Raw genomic sequence first — 19,039 nt, 5'->3', positions numbered from 1 at the left:
TGACAGTATGCCCTGAAACCGGTGTCAGGTCAAATTAAAGCTTGAAATCCAACTCAGCCGGCAGCCGTGTTTGATACCCTGGTGCCGGGCAGGTTCTATCCCCAGGGATTGATTACAGGCCTGCCCGGTGTGTTCAAAGGCAATACCACCCCGTTCCGGTGCCTTGAAAAAAATCCCCGGACGGTTGTGGCGGATCTGAACCATCCTTTGGCCCGGTTTCTCCTCACCATTACCCGAAAGATATCACCTGGGAAGTCCAGACAAAGGCGGAGCGGGGCGGATCCTGCATGGAGTTCCCATCTGCCGGATGATCCGGTTTTTTCAGAAGTGCACGGCCTGGGAATGAACGCAAAAGAACTGGCAGCCACCCACTCCTTCCGGGGATATCCCCGGCCCGTGGACGACCGGTATTTCCCGCAGCTCCGGCTGGCTGATCCCGTGTTCGGGGTGACCGGCGTTATCGCTTGACAGAAGCGTCATAAGACATTCTGGTTTTGATATGTGAGGACCGGTTCAACATAATTGATATTTAATGGCTGAAGCCGGGGACGGGATTTTTCAAATTAGTGTTGACATACCATTTATGGTATGTTTTAACATTGTTAATGTGGTCAGTTTATGAACATAGACGTGTTTCAAAACAACTCGATAGCATTCCAAAAGATGTGTTGAAACGGTACGAAAAATGGAAGGATATCGTCACTATTTCCGGTCCCCAGGGGCTTCGTAAAATGAAAGGGTTGCGGGATGAGGCATTGAGTGGACCATGGAAAGGCCATAGATCATCCCGATTGAACAAACAATACAGGGTGATCTATAAAATAATTAAGGATCAAGTTTTCATCAAAGTGGTGAGTGTGACTCCCCATGATTATCGGAGATCGTAATATGAAAGAATATTCAAAGGCCACTAAACGTATTGATGTGTCTGTGGGAGAATCTGTTAAAATCATACGACAGATGCAGGAACTCAGTCAAAATGAACTTTCCAGAATGACCGGAATTCCTCAGTCAACCATCTCGGCCATTGAAAACGACAGGGTTCAACTGGGTGTGGAAAGAGCAAAGGTTCTGGCACGGGCACTCAGTTGTCACCCAGCGGTGCTGGTATTTCCCGGATGGGACATCGAACAGGAATCTGCCGCCTGAGAGACTGTCCGGTCCAGTGTCATCATTTCTCCGGATGAAATGTCTTCGCTGAGAACCGCTATCATTGCTCCGATGGTCCCAAAGGGATGCCATTATCCCACAAGGATTCCTTGCACGTTTCAGGGCAGAAAAGGGTGGATACTTCTTGACCAGATAAGGGCGGTTGACAAAACACGGGTGATCCGGAAACTGGGGGTTCTTTCAAAAAAAGCGCAGACCAGCGTTCTTCATTGCCTGCAGGAATTGTTTGCACAATAATAAATTTTATTTAATCCTTTTATAGATAAAATCAGCAGCCACGGGAAAATGATCCGAAGGATATTGGTCACCTTTATGGAAGGTCAGGACCCGGCGGGTGACCGGCCGGATTTCGCCCCTGTATAAAATCCAGTCGATGTGCCGGCCGTCGGTCCTGCCGGTGAACCCGTGAAACGTGCCCGGGGGATCTGCTTCAAACACTTCTCGGAATCCGTGGGTCTGAAAGGTTTTGAAAGCGGATGAGTCATGGCCGGTGTTGAAGTCACCGGTGATGACCACGGGCAGTCCCGGCGGGAACCATTTCAGAAAACCGGCCACCATGCCGGCGCTTCTGGCCTGGACCGCCGCGTTAAAATCAAAATGGGTGTTGGCTGCCAGCAGATGCCGGCCCTGTTTTTCAAACCATCCGGCCACACACTGCCGGGGCCACCGGGAACCGGACATTTTGGACGGAATGTCGGGAAACCGGGAGATGAAATGGTGGCGGTGGCCTAAGCAGGTCCAGTCTTTGTGAAAAAAGATCATGTTGGATTGCCACCAGGGATGGTTTTGGTTGTACCAGCCGATGTGGCCGTACTGGGTCAGGGTGTTTTTCAGAAATTCCGCCTGAAAATGGTTTACCTCCTGGAATCCGATAAAATCGGTTTTCATCTGTTTCAGAAAATCTTTGACCACATCCCTGCGTCGTTCCCAGCGGTTTTTGTCATCTTTTGCCAGGCCGAAGCGCAGGTTCATGGTCATCACGCTGAAAGATGCAGAATCTGTTTTCATTCTTTCAGGATGCGATATTCTTGGCTCTGTGTCAACTTCTACAGATGCACATCAGGGTTGAAAAATGAGAAAATCTTTCTTGCATTTTAACAGGTCATCCCTATACTTCTTAGTTTAGTTGAATCAGTTTGCTCCAGACTGGGCAGGCTTTTGAATAAAATTCCAGCCGCCGGGCTTACACCGGGCGGCCGGTGAAAATAAAGGAAAAACACCGTGAGTAAACGCGTGATTATTGTCGGCGCCGTGGCTTTAGGCCCCAAAGTGGCGTGCCGGCTCAGACGGCTGGATCCGGATGCGCAAATTACCGTGATTGACAGGGACAATCTGATTTCATATGGGGGATGCGGCATCCCTTATTATGTGGGCGGGGATATCAATGATCTGGAAGGGCTTTGTTCCACCTCTTCCCATGTGCTGCGTGATCCGGCATTTTTCAGGTCCAGCAAAGGGGTGAATATTCTGCCCCGGGTGGAGGCAATGTCCATTGACCGGGATAAAAAAACACTGCATATCCGTCACCTGGACACGGAAAAAAAAGAAGCTCTGCCTTATGATAAACTGGTGATCGCCACCGGGGCGACGCCGGTCCGGCCCCCGATTCCCGGCGCAGACCTGCCCCGGGTATTTACTGTGTCCAATCTTCATTCTGCCAGGGATATCAAAGATACCATCTCCAAGGGAAAAGTGGGCCGTGCCGTGGTGGTCGGAGCCGGTGCCATCGGGATCGAAATGGCCGAGGCATTGACCGATCTGTGGGGCGTGGATACCACCATCGTTGAGATGGCGGATCAGATTCTGCCGGCAGCCCTGGGAAAGAACATGTCCAGGGTAGTGGAGATGGAATTGAAGCAGAACAACGTCACGATCCTGCTGTCTCAAAAAGTGGATAAAATCAACGGCGATGACACATCCGGGGTGACATCCGTGGAAGTCGGGGGGAAAACCCTGCCGTGCGATCTGGTGGTCATGTCCGCCGGGGTCCGGCCCAACACCCGGTTTGCCAAAGATGCCGGGCTGGCTGTGGGCAGTTCCGGGGCTCTTTTGGTGGACCGGGGGCTGCGCACCACAGATCCGCATATCTATGCCGGGGGTGACTGCGTGGAGCTCAGAAACCTGGTCAACGGCGAAAACATGACCATGCCGCTGGGGTCTCTGGCCAACCGCCAGGGCCGGATCATTGCCAACAACATTCATGGCCGGGCTTCCAAATTCAAGGGCACTGTGGGCACTTTCTGCATCAAGGCGTTTGACATGGCCGCAGCCAAAGCCGGGCTGACCTTTGCCCAGGCCCGGGCCATCGGATACGATCCCGTCCATGCCGTGGTGGCCCAGTCGGACAGGGCCCATTTTTATCCCTCGTCCCGGATTATGTATATTCACCTGATTGCCGACCGGAAAACCCGGCGAATCTTAGGCATTGAATCTGTGGGCGGTCAGGGAGATGCAGTCAAGGCCCGGGTGGATGCGGTGGCGCCCCTGCTTTCCGCCGGCATTGATGTGGACGAGGTCTGTTCCCTTGAAACCGGGTATGCCCCGCCCTTTGCATCGGCCATGGATATCATCAACAATGCCGGCAATGTGCTGGACAACATCCTGGAAGGGCGCAACGTGCCCATGGATCCCGTGGATTTTGTCCGTGAATTTGCCAAAGACCAGATCCAGGTCATGGATGTCAGGGATCCCAAAGAAGCGGCCCCGTTTATTGAAAAATACAAGGACAAATGGATGAATATTCCCCAGGACCAGCTCCGGGACCGGCTGGATGAGGTGCCGTCCGACAGACCCCTTTGCCTGGTCTGCGGTACGGGAGCCCGGTCTTATGAGTGCCAGGTGCTGCTCAATCAGAAAGGGTTTGACAATGTCTGCAACGTCCAGGGGGGCCATGCCATGATCCTGGCCGTGGCACCGGATTTTATGGACATTTGAGAATATCATGAATATCTGCATGTTCACCAATACTTACCTGCCCCATGTGGGCGGGGTGGCCCGGTCAGTATACACCTTTTCCAGGGACCTGCAAAAAAAGGGACACCAGGTGCTCATTGTTGCACCGACCTTTGCCGGAGACGATGCCGATAACAGTGAAGATGTCATTATTCTGCGGGTCCCTGCCATCCAGAATTTCAACGGCAGTGACTTTTCCATGCGCATTCCCGTGCCGTTTTACATTGACGAAAAACTGGATGCATTTGCCCCGGATATCATTCACAGCCACCACCCGTATCTGCTCGGCGATGCCGCCTTCAGGGCTGCCCGGCGGCGCAGGCTGCCCCTGATCTTCACCCACCACACCCTGTATGAAGAATATACCCATTATGTGGCCGGGGAAAATGACAATTTCAAGCAGTTTGCCAGGAATCTGTCCACCATGTACGCCAATTTATGCGACCAGGTGGTGGCGCCCAGCAAAAGCATTGCCGATCTGATTAAAAAACGCGGCGTCACCACACCGGTAGCACAAATTCCCACAGGCGTGGACATACAGTTTTTTGCTTCAGGGGACGGGCAGGGTTTTAAAAAAACGTACCACATCCCGGAAAATGCCGTTGTCATCGGACATGTGGGCCGGCTTGCCCCTGAAAAAAATCTGGTGTATCTGGCTGAAAGCGTTGCCAGATCCATGCAATCCCTTGAAGACACCTGGTTTTGTGTGGCAGGAGACGGTCCGGACCGGCAAAAAATCCATGATATATTTACAGACTGCAACTTTGCCCACCGGCTGGTTCTCACAGGAAACCTCACGGGTAAAGCCCTGGCCGATGCGTACCAGGCCATGGATCTATTTGTTTTTTCGTCACAATCCGAAACCCAGGGCATGGTGCTCACCGAAGCCATGGCCGCAAAAACACCCGTTGTTGCCCTGGATGGTCCGGGGGTCCGGGAAGTGGTGGAAAACCAGAAAAACGGGAGACTGCTTCCTGAAGATGCAGATCAAAGTGCGTTTTCCCGGGCCATCCGGGATGCCGTGTCTGATTCTGAAAAATTGCGCTTCTGGCAGAAGCACGCAAGCCAGACAGCCCTGAAATTCAGCAGACAAGCCTGTGTCAATAAGCTTCTCGACCTCTATGCCACCGCTGTTTCTCCTAAAGATGACCGGGCTGAAAATGAAGATACGGAAACAGAACCCTGGGAATCATTTTTGGTTGCCCTTCAAACCGAATGGGAACTGATCGCTGAAAAAGCCCAGTCCCTCACCTTGTTGAACCGGGATGATGGTACCTGAATTATTCAAAAAATGGCTGCCATGGCGGTTTCTGATCAGACGGGTCACCGGATTTTACGGATTTCTGGATCCTGTCACCCTGATGGCCCGGCTGCGGCAGTTTGGCAAGCCCTCTGAAGTCCAGGAACCCATTGAACTGCTCCGGGCCGGGCTTATCTTCCATGCCCGGGGACTGGTCAACACCCGGGCCATCCAGTACAATCTTGACTGGGTCTGGCCCTTCTGGGTGGTGAAACAGTTCACCCCGCAAGATGCGTCTTTTATCCCCAGGGGATTTTCCTTTTCCCATATCAATGTGACCCACAGAAACTGGACGGCAGTCGGCCATCCAGACCTTGCCGCCTACCCGATCATCGATCCCAGGGGACTTGTGACCCCTTTGTTTGATGCATGGTCCATTGATGTCTGGCTCATGACAAAAGACAATAACCTGCTGCTGCCGTCCCGGCAGCCCAGTGTGGTGCAGACCCTTGATCTGTCAGGCGAACTGGCCGTCACCACTGCCACAGAGGAAAACAGCCTGTCTCTTGTGTGCACGGCCCGCGTGAAAATGGACACCCCTGCCGGCCCGGTGATGCAGATGACTGCCAGAGGCAGCATGCAAACAGATACGGGGTGGCTTGTTGTGTCCATACGGCCCTATAATCCGGAAGGGATCTATTTCATCGACCATATCCGCTTTAAGGACAGCCGGTTTGTCATCAACCACACCCACGAGGTGCACTTTGGCGCCGCGCCTGAAAAAGTGCTGTTTTCCACCTATGATCACGGGGATGTGGCTTTGGAACTGGACCGGCCCCAGGCGGAAAACCAGGCGGCATGCCCCATCGGCATGGCAACGGCTGCCGCGTTTTTCCCGATTGGCGCCAAAGAGGCGACCCAAATTGATATTCAGGTGCCCCTGAATCAGGACACGGACGTTGTCTCTTCCAACACCGGCCGGCCGGCAGCACCGGCGTCACACATGGTGTCACAAACCGCAGCCCTGGCCATACCGGATGCCAAATTTCAATTTCTGTATGATGCGGCGGTCAGGACCCTGCTGCTGTTAAGTGCGGATGAGGTGGTTCCAGGACCTTATACCTACCGGCGGTTCTGGTTCCGGGACGCATGCCTGATGATGAATGCCCTGCTGGGCTTAGGGCTTGCCCAAAGATGCGAGCGCCTGATCCAGGGGTTTGAGAGCCGCCAGAAACTGAGCGGGTATTTCCAGTCCCAGGAAGGGGAGTGGGATTCCAACGGTCAGGTGCTGTGGATCGCTCATCGGTTTGCCCAATGCACGGGGCAGGGTTTTTCGACATCGGTTTTCACCTCTCTCATGAAAGGAGCCCGGTGGATTGTGCACAAACGCCGGAGCAAAAAGGATGGCAAACCCCATGACGGGCTGCTGCCGGCCGGTTTCAGCGCCGAACATTTAGGGCCCAATGATTATTATTATTGGGATGATTTCTGGGGGGTTGCCGGACTTCGGGCCGCTGCAGAACTGGCAAAAAACCAGGGAAATGCTGCAGATCAGAATTTGTTTGCGGCCCAGGCCATGGATTTTGAAACCTGCATTTTCACCTCCCTGGCCCAGTCCCCCGGGTATCAAAAGCACCAGGCCATGCCGGCATCGCCTTACCGCCGGATGGATGCCGGTGCCGTGGGATCCCTGGTTGCCGATTATCCGTTGCAGATCACATCCCCCAATGATGCCGGGATCATGAACACCCTGTCTTATCTCATGAGCCATTGTTCTTTTGGCAATGCTTTTTTCCAGGACATGATCCATTCCGGCATCAATATTTACCTGACCCTGGCCGTGGCCCAGACCTTTTTGCGCAGCCGCAACCCCCGGTACAAAGAATTGATCCATGCGGTTGCAGATCTGGCAACCCCCACAGGCCAGTGGCCGGAAGCCATCAATCCTTTGACCGGCGGCGGGTGCATGGGAGACGGTCAGCATGGCTGGGCTGCCGCAGAATGGGTCATGATGATGCGCAGCCTGTTTATCAGAGAAGAAGGGCGTACGCTCATTCTGGGGTCTGGTATTTTTCCGGAATGGCTTGAACAGGACACCCCGTTGTGTTTCGGTCCCACCCTGGTACCCGGAGGCGTGGTCAGCGTGAGATTTGTCCGGTCGCGCACCGGCCTGGAACTGTTTCTTACCGCATCTGTCAAGGGCAGACCGCTTCCCTGCACAGCAGCGGTTCCCGGATATCGGCCAAAGGAACTGGACACATCCCACGGGTATTGTCTGCTTGAACCGGCTTCGTTTCCCTGATCCGGGGATTTTTTCTGCCTCAATGCGTGTGTTTCAGGCTTAAACCCATGTTTTGCCGGCCAGGAACATGTTACGATTTCATGATGTGGCGGTATATGCCAAGAATTTTGCGCCGGAATAGAAAAATTGCCACAAGCACGCCCCCGGCCACGGCCAGCAGGCTCATGTCCCATTGCACCACAGCCCTTCCCATGATCACAAAAGGAATGCCCATGATCCCCTGAATCAGCCACGCGCACCCCATGTAAGGAAAAAACCGGATGCCTGACAACGGCAGCAGAAGATTTTTCAAGGCATAGCTGAGCCCTGGAATGGCCATGAATAAAAATCCGAATCCCAGGCGCCGGTTTTCCGGCAGTTGGGGGATGGATATGTTGAATTTCTCTGCCAGGGTCTGTATCCACCGGCCGGCAACGGCCCGGGTGAACCAGAATGAAAAGGTAAGGTGAAACGGCATCACCGCCAGCATGATCGCAATGCCCCCCACAGATCCGAATCTTAATCCCAGGAGAACCAGAAACGGGACGACGGGAAACCCCACTGCCGGCAGAATGGCATAGGGCAGCACCACCATTGCCGGATGGGCCTGGGGTCCGGAAATATGTGCCCAGAACAGATCCATACCCCCGTTATCCCCGCAAAACAAATATTTTATATGCCAGCATCAAACATTCCTTTATTGTTTGCCCGTATCTTAATTTAAAAACCGTGTCCAGGTCAAATTTTTCTTCAGATCACAGGGCAAGAGGGTACCCGGTCGTATGAAACTCATGCCATGATCCAAAAAGGAGCTTCGGATTTTTATGATCCGGATTGACATATATCAAGGAAATAGTCATGGTCTATGTCATATACTTCCGGTAAGTTCACAAAAAAAGACCGACAACCAGAAAATTCTAAAGGGCGGAACAATGGATACAATAATACTGACCCCGGAGTCCAACGACCATTTCGCCGGTATGGTTGAAGAGATGAGCCGGTCAAACCTGAGCCGCTGCTGGCACTGCCTTTGCTGCAGCGGTGGATGCCCGTTTGCACAGGATATGGACATGCTTCCCAACCGGGTCATCCGCATGGTTCAGCTGGGAATGAAACACCGGGTGCTGTCTTGTTCCACCATCTGGCTGTGCGTGGGGTGCAATACCTGTTCCATGGAATGCCCCAATGCCGTGGACATGGCCGCGGTGATGGATGCGCTTCGCCGCATCGCCATTCAGGAAAAGGTGAAAATAGCGGAACCTGCGGTGCTGTCGTTTCATCAAAAAGTGATCGATTCCATTTCGCGATATGGCCGAACCCATAAACTGGAAATCATGATGCGGTACAAACTGTCTGAAAAAGATTTTTTCTCGGACATGGACCTGGGCCTGAAAATGCTGTCCAAACGGAAACTGGATCTCATGCCGTCCAAAGTAAAAGACCGGCAACAGGTTCAGGATCTGTTCACGCTGGCAAAGGAGTTGTCATGACCTTTTCTCACACACAACTGAATTATTTTCCGGGCTGCTCCCTGGCCACCACGGCCAAAGAAAATAATGCCTCGTTAATCTATTTTCTGGAACAGTTTGATATCGGGTTGAAGGAAATCCCGGACTGGAACTGCTGCGGATCATCGTCCACCCACAGCATCGATGCCGGACTGGCCCTGGCCCTGGCCTCCCGGAACCTGTTTCTGGCCCCGGATGACAAGCCACTGCTCATCGCCTGCCCGGGATGCCATCTCCGGCTGGGAGAGGCGAAGTTGACCCTGAGCACCAATGCTGAAAAACGACGCCGGGTGGAACAGCATTTTGGGGAATCCTTTCATGCTGATCTCAAGCTGCTGCATTTTTTTGAACTGTTGGCGGACATGAGCTGTGCCGGGCGGTTCAAAGACCTGAGCGGCCGGCTGAAACATCTGAAAATCGCCGCCTATTACGGATGCATGCTGGCACGGCCTCCCCGGATGAACAAACAGCCCAATCATTACGGGTTGATTGAAAAAACCATGACCGCTTTAGGCGGGGATCCCGTGCAATGGGGATATTCAGGCACCTGCTGCGGCACGTTTCTGTCCGTCAGTCGGCCGGCCATATCTTCCAGGCTGGTGAACCGCATCATGAAAGGAGCCATTCAATCCGGCGCGGAATGTATTGTCACGGCCTGCGCCATGTGTCATCTGAATCTGGAGATCCGGTGCGCCCCTGAAAACCGGATCCCCGTGTTTCATTTTTCTGAAATTCTGTCTCTGGCCCGGGATGGAAAAGCCTCCAGAGAATGGCTGAACCGCCATTTGATCGATCCGGTCCCGGTATTGAAAACCCGGTGGCAGGTGTGATTTCAGACGTCTGTTCTCAAGGTTAAAATCACCCCGGTGATATTGTCACTGCCGTCTTCAGTCAGGGCGGCTTTTATCAGGGCATCTGCGGCAGTCGCCGGGTCAGTTGTTTGGCGGCAGGTGGTGATGATGGTGTCTAATGAGATATGGCGGTAACATCCGTCCGACATCAACAGAATCATGTCATCTTCCGCCAGTTCAAACCGGCCGGATTGCACTGCCAGTTCCCCGCATCCGATATACTGCTCCAGCACCTGCCGGGAGTAATGGGTCTGTGCCTGATCCGGGGTGATCTGTTTTTCACGGATCAGGAAATCCGCCAGGGTCTGGTCCCGGGTGATCCGGGTTAAATGATCCCCATGCAGAAGATACAACCGGCTGTCGCCGGAATGGGCCCAGAACACGGTATTGTTTGACACCACCGCACAGACCAGGGTAGTTCCCATGCCGTTGAGATAAGGGTCTTTGTCCGCCATGTCGCAGATATCCCGGTCCATTTTTCTGTAAAACCGTTTCAGCGAATTCAGGGGGGATTCATCATCCTGAAGGCTCAGGCCCAGGAGGTGTTTGATCACATGGTCTGCTGCAATTTCGCCGCCGATGGCCCCTCCCATTCCGTCCGCCAGGGCCAGCAATGCAAAATCGTGGTTTTCCGGGTCAGAGTGATTTTCAAGGCAGGTCAGATACCGGTCCTGGTTGGTTTTTCGCTGATGGCCGATATGGGTGGCAGCGGCAATGTCCATGTGGCGGCCGGGCAGGGCATCCCGGGTTTCATGCTGCCCTGAACTCATGCAGCAGTACCGCCCCGGTAAAAGCACGGGTCCGGATCTTCGAACCGGGTCAGGACCGAAGTCCGTGGCATTCATCAGCCATTTCCGGGCTTCCTCCGGTGTCTGAAACCGTTTGTCCGGATTTTTTTCGCAGGCTTTCAGGATAAACTGTCTCAGGGATCCGGGCAGGTGTTTCACCTGTTTTCCCGGATCGGGCAGCGGCTGATGACGAATCTGTTTCATGATTTCACCCGAATCCACGGCATCCCAGGGCAGCCGGCCGGTTATCGTGTGAAAGGCAGTGATCCCCAGAGAAAACAGGTCGCTGCGAAAATCCGCCGGTTCTCCGTCAAACACTTCCGGGGCCAGGTAATGCAGGTTCCCGCCCATCATAAAATCATCCGTTCCCACGGGACAGGCCAGGCCGAAGTCGATGAGCTTGATCGGGTGATCTTTGGATACCATGATATTGGCCGGGTTGATGTCCCGGTGCACCAGGCCCTTGTTTCCGGCATAGGCCATGGCGGACAGCAGTTGATCCAGAAAGCTCCGGGCAAGATCAGACGGGATGCGGTGTTGTCGGGTGATCATCTCTTCCAGAGAAAGGCCTGTGAGGTATTCACAGGCAATGAACACGGTTTTGAAACGGGAGGTGATATCATAAACTTTCAGGATGTGGGGGTGATCCAGACCTGCAATGATCCGGGCCTCGTTTTTGAAGTTGTCTTTAAATTCTTTGTTCATGGACAGATGGTGTCGCAGCATTTTCACGGCCACGGGTGTTTCCAGATCCAGGTGAACGGCCTTGTACACAATGCTGTACCCGCCTTTGCCGATGATGTCGGTGATCAGGTAGGGTCCGATGCGGCGTTCGGCAATGGGGCCGTTGCGGTCGAACCGGTCCGCCACCAGTTCGGTTAAAAAGGCATACAGGTCCGGGTCCTGTTCCGGGATCCGGTCAAAATCCGGTTTATGGATGGCCCAGGCTTCCAGGTCGGTTTCCGCTTCCACGTGAAATCCCATGGGTTCCCCGGTCAACAGCGAGATCATGCCCACGACGTCCCCTTCGCTGCGGTGTCCCACCGGATGGAGCCCGTGTTCGTTTTCCACCAGCTCCAGGCAGGCCCCCTGCTGAATGATATACCCGGTTGAGGTCCGGCTGCCCTGGGTGATGAACCGGGCGCCTCCGGGAATCTGCACGGGTTCCAGGTGGTTGAGGATCGGGGATGCGGCAAAGGGATGGATGAATTTCAGAAATTTGGTACGGATATTGGTGCTGCCCTGCTCAGCCCGCACCTGAAGATAAAATTCGCAGTCCAGACAATCCTCCTGTTTTCCGGCATAGGTGCCCTGGACCCGGTTGTGGCACAGGGTGCCGGCCACGGCCCAGCAGAAACGGCCTGCACAGGTGCCCTCGTTGGTGCCGTCATGGGATCGGTCCACAGCAGCCGGACAGATACCTTTGTCCGCAGCATGGCGGCCCCCCGGCTCCCGGCCGCAGCCCATGTATTCCCAGCAGTTGATTTTCCGGGTCATGGCGGGTTATCCGGTGGCCAGGATGGTATTGAGCTCATCCGCCAGGGTCTGATGGGTGGCAAAAACCGTTTCAGCGGATCCGAACCGCTGTGCCTGCTGCGCGAACTGCGCTTCAAGGCTGTCTGCTTCCTCAGAAGAAAGCGCTTTTTCCGCCATGGGAAAAAAGATCCGGTCTTCCATGCCGATGTGGCGGTGCAGCAAAGATACATATACGCTTAAGTTTTCCAGGACCCGGGTCACGGCCATTTCATCATTTTCTTCATATCGGGGCAACGCGGTTTTGATTCGGGCGATACTTTGCTTGCACCGTTCATGCTGATACCGAAGCACCCCCATGGCCGTGTCCAGTTCCCCTTGTTTTTTGTAGGACAGCATCCCAAACAGCAGAAACTCCTCCTTGAAATGATGAAATTGATCGGCAAACTGTTCACAGAAGGTGACGGCTTTTTCAAAAAACAGGGCCGGCACGGGATCTCCCGTTTCCAGGGCCTGCCGGGACCGGTCCAGAAGAATCAGCACCTGTTTGATCAGCACATGTTCCTGAATTAACACCCGGGTGACGTGCATGGGCCTTCCTCCTTTATGTCAGGTGGTATTCCTCCCGCAGGGTCTGTGACATGGCACGGGTCAGTTTAAACGCCTTTTCCACGGTTTTTTCTTTGTCCTTGTTCACCAGGCAGCAGGTGGCAGGGGATATCAGGCTCTGGGCCAGGATCTGGTCCAATGGGATCCCTTTTTTGTCCAGGGCCTGCCACACGGTTTTGAGCCGGAACGCCAGCAGGTCCAGGTTTTCCGTTTCAAAGGTCTCCATGCCCGTGGGCACGATCCCCCATACCAGGATGCCGCCTCTGTCCAGAAACCGTTTCACCGACCGGGTGCTGGCACCGAAGATATCCGCATTGGTATAGATGTCCAGAGACAGAATATCCATGTCCAGGCCCAGGAGGAAATCCCAGTCCGGGTTCCCGCACAGGTGAATGCCCCGGGGCCGGTCAATGGTGGAGAAGAACAGGTCCAGGTCCTGCTTTGCCTTTTGTTCCCCATACCCGGACATGGCGGAAAACACGAACTGCATGCCCGGCTCGTCAATGAACATGAACGCGTTGGGGTTTTTCTGCTTGAGTTTTGACAGCTGCACATTGATGCGCTTTGCCATGAACTCGAACATGAACGGCCGCACCGTGTCGTCAAACAGAATGGGCCGCTCATCCTGGTCCAGGATATTGAATCCGAAGCTCACCGGGCCTTCCAGCTGGCCCCGGATGGCCGGCCGGTCCGACAGGTCCAGGTCCAGAAACCGGTGGTATACGGCGGAATAGGTGTTGCTGACATCAAAATATTCCGGGTCGTCAAAATGGGCCATGGTTTCCTCAAATTCTTCCACAAACCGGTCCATGGAAAACCGCAGGGTCTTTTTTTCCAGATTCAGAATGATGCCGGGAAAATGCTCGCCTGCCTGGACATACATGTCTTCGTAATAGGAATAATTGGGCAGCTGGGGCCAGAACGGAATATCCAGGGTCAGAGCCGCGTCCAGGGCCGGGTCCACATCCGTGTGGGGCATCACGGCCATGGCTGTGGTCAAAAGATTACCGGGGATGGTCATGTCACTCTCCTTTCATCTCTATGAAAGGCGCGGTTTGAGCGCGCCGTGCTTTCATAGCTTGAATCATTTTTTTCATTTTTTCAACATCGATTTCCGGGTGTCCGCCTGTCTGAACGGATGGAGGCCGGGTCACATGGGCCAGGTAGGCTTGCTTGGAAATACTGTTATGCCAGTTGCCTGACAGCCGGGCAGCGGCAATGCCGGCCACAAACAGGACGGCGATGACAATGCCGGGCAGGGCATGCCGGAAGGATGACCGGACCGGGGGCAAGGAGAACCGGATGGCGTTTTTTTCCGGACACACCGCAACACAGGACAGGCAGGCAGAGCATTCAGGAGACCGGATCTGTTGTTTTTGCCGGATCTGAATCAACCCCGGGCAGTGGTTTTCACATTTTCCGCATTTTGTGCAAAGGTCTGGATCTCTGTGAATATGTCCGATGCTCAGCAACCCGAGAACACTCAGCACCGCGCCGTAAGGGCACAAATACCGGCACCAGAAATAAGGGATCACAAAAGACAGCACCATCAGGCCGGCCATCACCTTGAAAGCCAAAGGAGAGATGTCCGTGAAAAAAGCCAGCATCTGGATATCGGCAAACCGGTTGTAGGGGCTGTGGATGAACTGCTCGATGGCCGGCAGCGGCATTTTATAGAAAATATAATAAATGAAAAATCCGGCCAAAAGGTATTTCAGGCTTCGCAAAGAGGTGTCGATCCATTTGGGCAATGTCAGGGTCCGGTGGAACAGCCGGAAGTGCACCTTGGCCAGGATCTCGGAAAACAGACCGAAGGGGCAGACCCAGCTGCAGACCCCTTTTTTGACCACCAGGGCCGTGGCGCAGACGATCAGAAAGATCACCAGCCCGGATGGATGAATATCATTGATGGTCCAGGTGGACAGGGTGTGCTTCAGGCTGACCAGGGCACTGATGGGCAGAAACGCTTCCACCCCCGGGGGCCGGTTGAAATCCGGAACAACCCCTTGTTCCAGATGAAAAACAAACCATGTGAACTGAATGCCGATGGCAAGGGTGATTCCCAGAAATATCAGCTGAAACCATCGTCTGACGGATAAGAATGAACCCAAAAGAGATTTTTTGCCTGTCATAAGTGTCTATCCTGTTGTTTATATGCAGTCATATATCCACTTGTAACAGGACCGGTTGCCGGACGCATTGATTCAGGTCAATTTTTTAAAGAAATTTTTTGGTGCGACGGTCTGTTATACGGAAAGCTTGTCCCAGCGCAGCATATGGGCCACCACCATGCCTGCAATAAATCCGGCCGCCAGGTTGGATGCCAGGGTGATGCCCAGTATCAATGTGGCGACAAACAGGTCTTTGCGCCGGTCCAGGTCCATCATGGCAAGGGTCAGTTGCGCGCCTGCGAATATGAGCAAAACCCCCAAAATGGACATGGGGATTAAGTTGAACACCTGGACGATACTGTTGCCGAAAAGGATCGCCAGGCCTGCAAACAGCCCGCCGATCACAACCATCAGCCCGGCCGGAAATTTCCGATTGTCCAGCAAAAGCAGGGTGGCAATGGCACCGATGATCCCGATGATGACGCTGATGGGAATGCCGGCCAGGGCCTGTATGGTGAGATGGGGTTCCACCGCCGCCTGCAGGGCCTGGTATTTCGATGTTCCCATGATGAATTTCACCCCGCCTGAAATCAGCAGCGCACCCGTGGACAGCTGCACCCCGCGCACCACGGATTTGGGGGTGAATTTCCGGATCACATCGATGGTCCCGGTCATGCCCACGATCAGCAGAAACACGCCCATGAGAAATCCGGATGCCAGGATCTGCTCGGCGGTCATGGCCGTGGCAATGGCATAGGCCCCGATAACCTTCATAGGCTGGACCGGCACGGTCATGCCGAAATAAGATCCTGACAGGATGTAGAAAAGCCCGATGCTGAGAAACAACCCCACCGGACTGAGACCATTGAACAGCACCATGGCGATCGCTATCGGCAGCAGTGCCCCCAGGTCCCCCAGGGAACCGGCCAGTTCCATCCGGTCAAATTTGAAACGGTCAGACATGATCTCTCCTTTTCCCCATATAGTCACGTAAAATTTCTTATTCGTGATAGTATAATCATTGACAAGTGCGGTCAAGTATTTTATGGAATGAGTCTGTCAATAAAAAGGACAATTTGGACGGCACTGCACGGTTTGGAAAACAGGGAAGGCTGAAATGGCGGATCAGAAAAAACCTATGGATAACCCGGAACGGGTTTCGGCGGATACAAAAGATCATGCACGGATCATCTCCGTCGATCATACAGCCCCATGCCTGGATACAGCCCGGCTCCATCAGCTGGAACAGGCTTTCCGGAAATGGGCAGTCGATTCGCCCCGGGCCGATGTGCGGATTTCTCGCCTCCGGATTCTGCTCACGTTTCTGCTGATCCGGTATACTGGGGCCAAGCTGAATGAGGTGCTGGCGCTTGACCTGTTTCAAGATATCGATAAAGAAAAACATGCGGTGATCTATGGTGGCACCGGGTCCGACACCGCTTCAAAATTCAGGACGGTCCACCTGTCGGAAAACCTGTGCCATGAAATCCTGGAAATGATTCGCACGCCGCTGTTCAAGGAAAAACAGGGGCGAATGCCGGACCTGGACCCCGGGTTTGTGCGCCGCAAATTCTATGAACGGGCCGCTGCCTGCGGGTTTGCCAAGGAACTGGGCGGCCCGGAAGCGATCCGCAGGGCCAGGGCCGTCGAATTGATGCAGGGGAATCTGCCCCTGCCGGCGGTCCAGAAAATCATGGGACACACCTCTGCCGGCCTGACATCATCCTATGTCACATTTTCAGAATCCGAAATTCAGGACATTGTCCGGCGATTCATGGAAAAGGAGTCCGGCCGCAAAACCAGTGCCAGGAACGCTTTTTTCTGCAAGGTAACCGATATCGTCACAGGGGACATCCAGACCCGGGTGGAGATGATCACCATGGACGGCCACCCGGTGGTGACGGTGATCACCAATGACAGTGTGTTCCAACTGGGACTGGCCCCGGGCAAATGGATTGTCGCCGAAGTCAAGGCCCCCATGGTGATGCTCCAGGACGGAACATCCGCTTTCAAAGGCAGTGCGGAAAACCGGTTCAAGGGGACCGTGACCCGGATCACCCGGGGAAAAATCAATACGGAATGCATCGTCAAAATTTCGGACACCACCCATATCTGTGCGGTGATGTCATCCAGCGGTACCTGGCTGTCCCGTATCAGGCAGGGTCACGCAGTGTGGGCGTTTTTTTCCTGTTTTTCCGTGGTGATTCATCTGGATTGACCGGCTGCCTCCGCCAATGTCACTGATCCCGCAGAATATCCGGGTGTAGAATGCCAAAGGCATTGAAACTGTTTGCCACCGTCAGCCGGATCGCCAGAAACACGGTGACTGCCGTGCCTGAAAAAATCGCGATCATGATGGCGATCTGATACTTGATGGCGGTAAAAGGGTCGGCTCCGGCAAGAATGACGCCCGTCATCATGCCAGGCAAAGACACCAGGCCGATGGTCGCCATGGAGGCGATGGTCGGGGCAATAGCGGATCTGAGCGCGTCCCGGAAAAAAGGATTTACCGCTTCCGTCAAAGCGGCCCCGTATGCCAGGGACTGGTGATACGATTTTTCATTTTTGTGGATGGATTGATAAAAATGGTTGAGCCCGATAATATCCGCCCGCAGGCAGTTGCCCAGAATCATTCCGGCCAGCGGGATAACGTACTGGGCCTCAAACCATCCGGGCAGCCTGAGAATGATGCCGGAAAAAAATATCATGGGCAGCACGGTGCCCACCAGCAGTGCGATGAACATGGGCAGCAGAAAACGCTTCAACTTCAGGCGGCAGCCTTTGAGAATGGACAGATCCGCCACCAGGATCATGGCAGCCACCCATGCCAGGTTTAAAAAAGGGTTGTTCAGTTTAAACACCACTTGCAGGTACAGCCCTACAAACAGCAGCTGCACGGTCATCCTCAGTACGGCCACCGATGTTTCTTTGAGCATGCCCACCCGCAGATACAACATGATGGCCAGAGGAAAAATCAACAGCAGGTATCCGCCGGCAAGACTCAGCAGACTGATATCAATAATCTGGTTCATCCGGTTTTCCCTTTACGTCTTCTGGATCTCGTTCATGTCAACGACCCGGGTGGCAAATCCCAGCCATTCGGTGTCATGGGCCACGGAAAGTACGGTGGTGTTGCCTGCCTGTCTGAAGTAATCAGCCACGGCCTGTTTGTTTTTCGTGTCCAGAGCGGAAGAGGCTTCATCAAGCAGCACAATGGGGCGGTCCAGCAAAATGGCGATGGTCAGTGCAACCCGTTGTTTTTCTCCGCCGGAAAGCCGGGTGATCTGTTTGTCCAGCAACGGTTGCGGCAAGTTGAATCTTTCCATGATTTCGGGAAGCCGGGCAAGATTGTCACGCAGACCGGCATTGGCCCGATAGGAGAACGGGGTTTCAATCACTTCTTTGACGCTGCCGGCCCCCAGATCCGGTTCCTGGGCCACATAGGCGATGTGGCGCCTTTTCTGCCAGATATTGTGACGGGTGACAGGCTCTCCCAGGATCGTGATGGTTCCGGAATCCGGCATCACTATGCCCAGTATGCACCTGAGGACCGTGGATTTTCCGGAACCGGACGGACCGGTCAGGGTCACCTTGTCCCCTGGAAAAATGCTTAAATGCAGGTTTTTCAACACGGGTTGGCCGTCAAAGGACAGATACAGCCGGTCAAGTTCGACGGCTGTGTTGGAATCATTTGAAATCATGCCTTCAGGAGTCAACATACTTGCTGGAAATGGTTGTCTGCATGTTATATGTGTTTTGCGATCAAAAGGGTTCGGCTGACGGTGCCCAGGATCCGCTTGTCCTGCATGTTTTTCACCTGGGTGCCGCTGAGGCGTTCAGATGACAGAGGACATTCAATGCGGTGGGTGAGTTTCCATCCTGTTTCTGACAAAAGCCGGTGAAAGTCAAACAGGGTGATGGCGTGATCCGGAGATTCTTTTTTTGCCGGGGTGGATTCAAAATCGCGCCAGTCCGCGTTGAGAAAGGCCAGGATGGCGCCGGGACGGGTGTTTTCATGGGCCAGTTCAAAAAACCGGGTAAAAAACTGCATGTATT

At 54.0% G+C, this 19,039-nt stretch carries 18 protein-coding genes and 2 pseudogenes; 10 read left to right on the top strand and 10 right to left on the bottom strand.

The features are described 5' to 3' along the window. Positions 1-66: 66 nt before the first annotated feature. The 4 genes and pseudogenes from DPO_RS22480 to DPO_RS24885 all read left to right on the top strand — a co-directional run. Positions 67-468 carry a hypothetical protein gene (locus DPO_RS22480; protein WP_006968685.1) on the top strand — a complete coding sequence of 134 codons (402 nt, stop codon included), beginning with the start codon at positions 67-69 and terminating at the stop codon, positions 466-468. A gap of 137 nt (positions 469-605) precedes the next feature. Beyond that, positions 606-887: a type II toxin-antitoxin system mRNA interferase toxin, RelE/StbE family gene (locus tag DPO_RS26805; RefSeq protein ID WP_083912133.1), complete on the top strand. Its 282-nt coding sequence runs from the start codon at positions 606-608 to the stop codon at positions 885-887. A gap of 1 nt (position 888) precedes the next feature. Next, the gene (locus DPO_RS22475; protein ID WP_006968683.1) at positions 889-1,149 is read left to right on the top strand and encodes a helix-turn-helix domain-containing protein; all 261 of its coding nucleotides are present in this window, start codon (positions 889-891) and stop codon (positions 1,147-1,149) included. An 18-nt stretch (positions 1,150-1,167) separates the two neighbouring features. Then, positions 1,168-1,407, top strand: a pseudogene (locus DPO_RS24885) (type II toxin-antitoxin system PemK/MazF family toxin); the annotation flags it as partial. 6 nt (positions 1,408-1,413) lie between these two features. Here the strand turns inward: DPO_RS24885 and DPO_RS22470 are convergent. After that, positions 1,414-2,178: an endonuclease/exonuclease/phosphatase family protein gene (locus tag DPO_RS22470; RefSeq protein WP_006968681.1), complete on the bottom strand. Its 765-nt coding sequence runs from the start codon at positions 2,176-2,178 to the stop codon at positions 1,414-1,416. Between the two features lie 213 nt (positions 2,179-2,391). Between DPO_RS22470 and DPO_RS22465 the strand changes: the two genes are divergently transcribed. The 3 genes from DPO_RS22465 to DPO_RS22455 are packed head-to-tail and all read left to right on the top strand — an operon-like array spanning position 2,392 to position 7,664. After that, positions 2,392-4,104: an FAD-dependent oxidoreductase gene (locus tag DPO_RS22465; RefSeq protein ID WP_006968680.1), complete on the top strand. Its 1,713-nt coding sequence runs from the start codon at positions 2,392-2,394 to the stop codon at positions 4,102-4,104. Between the two features lie 7 nt (positions 4,105-4,111). Continuing rightward, positions 4,112-5,401, top strand: coding sequence for a glycosyltransferase (locus DPO_RS22460; protein ID WP_006968679.1), 1,290 nt, complete (start codon positions 4,112-4,114; stop codon positions 5,399-5,401). Then, positions 5,388-7,664 carry a hypothetical protein gene (locus DPO_RS22455; protein WP_201765667.1) on the top strand — a complete coding sequence of 759 codons (2,277 nt, stop codon included), beginning with the start codon at positions 5,388-5,390 and terminating at the stop codon, positions 7,662-7,664. The genes DPO_RS22460 and DPO_RS22455 overlap by 14 nt, the downstream gene beginning before the upstream one ends. Positions 7,665-7,734: 70 nt before the next feature. Here DPO_RS22455 and DPO_RS22450 read toward each other — a convergent pair whose 3' ends face one another. Then, positions 7,735-8,286 carry a TVP38/TMEM64 family protein gene (locus DPO_RS22450; protein WP_006968677.1) on the bottom strand — a complete coding sequence of 184 codons (552 nt, stop codon included), beginning with the start codon at positions 8,284-8,286 and terminating at the stop codon, positions 7,735-7,737. A 289-nt stretch (positions 8,287-8,575) separates the two neighbouring features. Between DPO_RS22450 and DPO_RS22445 the strand changes: the two genes are divergently transcribed. Then, complete coding sequence (locus tag DPO_RS22445; protein WP_024335743.1) at positions 8,576-9,133, top strand: 4Fe-4S dicluster domain-containing protein; 558 nt, start codon at positions 8,576-8,578, stop codon at positions 9,131-9,133. Then, entirely contained in the window at positions 9,130-9,981 is an 852-nt protein-coding gene (locus DPO_RS22440) for a heterodisulfide reductase-related iron-sulfur binding cluster (protein WP_006968675.1), read from the top strand. The genes DPO_RS22445 and DPO_RS22440 overlap by 4 nt, the downstream gene beginning before the upstream one ends. 2 nt (positions 9,982-9,983) lie before the next feature. Here the strand turns inward: DPO_RS22440 and DPO_RS24235 are convergent, their stop codons facing one another. From DPO_RS24235 to DPO_RS22415, 5 genes are all read right to left on the bottom strand, one after another. Then, on the bottom strand, positions 9,984-12,287 hold the full coding sequence (locus tag DPO_RS24235; RefSeq protein WP_006968674.1) for a protein kinase domain-containing protein: 2,304 nt from the start codon (positions 12,285-12,287) through the stop codon (positions 9,984-9,986). 6 nt (positions 12,288-12,293) lie between these two features. After that, positions 12,294-12,854, bottom strand: coding sequence for a hemerythrin domain-containing protein (locus tag DPO_RS22430; RefSeq protein ID WP_006968673.1), 561 nt, complete (start codon positions 12,852-12,854; stop codon positions 12,294-12,296). A 13-nt stretch (positions 12,855-12,867) separates the two neighbouring features. Then, positions 12,868-13,893 carry a uroporphyrinogen decarboxylase/cobalamine-independent methonine synthase family protein gene (locus DPO_RS22425; protein WP_006968672.1) on the bottom strand — a complete coding sequence of 342 codons (1,026 nt, stop codon included), beginning with the start codon at positions 13,891-13,893 and terminating at the stop codon, positions 12,868-12,870. A gap of 1 nt (position 13,894) precedes the next feature. After that, the gene (locus DPO_RS22420) at positions 13,895-15,004 is read right to left on the bottom strand and encodes a 4Fe-4S binding protein (RefSeq protein ID WP_006968671.1); all 1,110 of its coding nucleotides are present in this window, start codon (positions 15,002-15,004) and stop codon (positions 13,895-13,897) included. Between the two features lie 114 nt (positions 15,005-15,118). Then, complete coding sequence (locus DPO_RS22415; protein ID WP_006968670.1) at positions 15,119-15,946, bottom strand: molybdate transporter family protein; 828 nt, start codon at positions 15,944-15,946, stop codon at positions 15,119-15,121. A gap of 154 nt (positions 15,947-16,100) precedes the next feature. Here DPO_RS22415 and DPO_RS22410 point away from each other — a divergent pair, with 154 nt between their 5' ends. Beyond that, entirely contained in the window at positions 16,101-17,201 is a 1,101-nt protein-coding gene (locus tag DPO_RS22410; protein WP_006968669.1) for a TOBE domain-containing protein, read from the top strand. A gap of 19 nt (positions 17,202-17,220) precedes the next feature. Here DPO_RS22410 and DPO_RS22405 read toward each other — a convergent pair whose 3' ends face one another. From DPO_RS22405 to DPO_RS22395, 3 genes and pseudogenes are all read right to left on the bottom strand, one after another. After that, on the bottom strand, positions 17,221-18,015 hold the full coding sequence (locus tag DPO_RS22405; protein ID WP_006968668.1) for an ABC transporter permease: 795 nt from the start codon (positions 18,013-18,015) through the stop codon (positions 17,221-17,223). 12 nt (positions 18,016-18,027) lie between these two features. Then, on the bottom strand, positions 18,028-18,684 hold the full coding sequence (locus tag DPO_RS22400) for an ABC transporter ATP-binding protein (RefSeq protein ID WP_051069428.1): 657 nt from the start codon (positions 18,682-18,684) through the stop codon (positions 18,028-18,030). Between the two features lie 44 nt (positions 18,685-18,728). Continuing rightward, positions 18,729-19,039: pseudogene (locus tag DPO_RS22395) on the bottom strand (MerR family transcriptional regulator); the annotation flags it as partial.

It is taken from the genome of Desulfotignum phosphitoxidans DSM 13687, assembly GCF_000350545.1.
Taxonomy (GTDB): Bacteria; Desulfobacterota; Desulfobacteria; order Desulfobacterales; family Desulfobacteraceae; genus Desulfotignum; species Desulfotignum phosphitoxidans.
This window is presented reverse-complemented; position numbering and strand designations above follow the sequence as displayed.